The sequence below is a fragment of the Arhodomonas sp. KWT genome, assembly GCF_010993615.1.
Genome location: NZ_WNXE01001114.1, coordinates 1 through 527 on the forward strand (window position 1 = coordinate 1; position 527 = coordinate 527).

At 72.7% G+C, this 527-nt stretch carries 1 protein-coding gene; it reads left to right on the forward strand.

Annotated features, from left to right (window positions below):
- Positions 1 to 523, forward strand: a 523-nt coding sequence (locus tag G7A99_RS24430; RefSeq protein WP_163144671.1) for an MFS transporter, incomplete at its 5' end; no start/stop codon positions are given.
- Positions 524 to 527: the final 4 nt, after the last annotated feature.

The window sequence follows — 527 nt, forward strand, 5'->3', positions numbered from 1 at the left end:
GTTCTCGGCGCTGCGCTCGCTCGTGATCCTGTCCGTGGTGACCTACGTGCCGTTGATGTGGACCGGTGCAGGCGGCTCGCTCACCACCGGCGCCAGCTTCATCACCGTCATGCTGGTGATCGGGGTCATCGGCAACGTCAGCGGCGGACGGCTTTCGGACCGGGTCGGGCGCCGGCCGCTGCTGATCGGCGCGATGACCGTGTCGGTGGCCATGCTCGCCGCCTTCCTGCTCGCGGACGGCGTGTGGCTCTGGATCGCCCTCGGCGTGCTCGGCATCTGCCTGTTCGCCACCCTGCCGCTGGGTATCCTCATCGCCCAGGACATCCTGCCGGAGAACCGCTCCCTGGGATCGGGACTGGCACTGGGGCTGTCGAACGGCCTGGCGGCGCTGGGCGTCATGGCCCTGGGCCCGGCGGCCGCCGCCTGGGGGCCGGCGGCGCCGCTGTGGATCGCGCTGGCCGGCGGTGCGGTCACCGTGCCCCTGGCAACGGGTCTGCCGGAGCACACGCGCCAGGCCGCCTGACGGG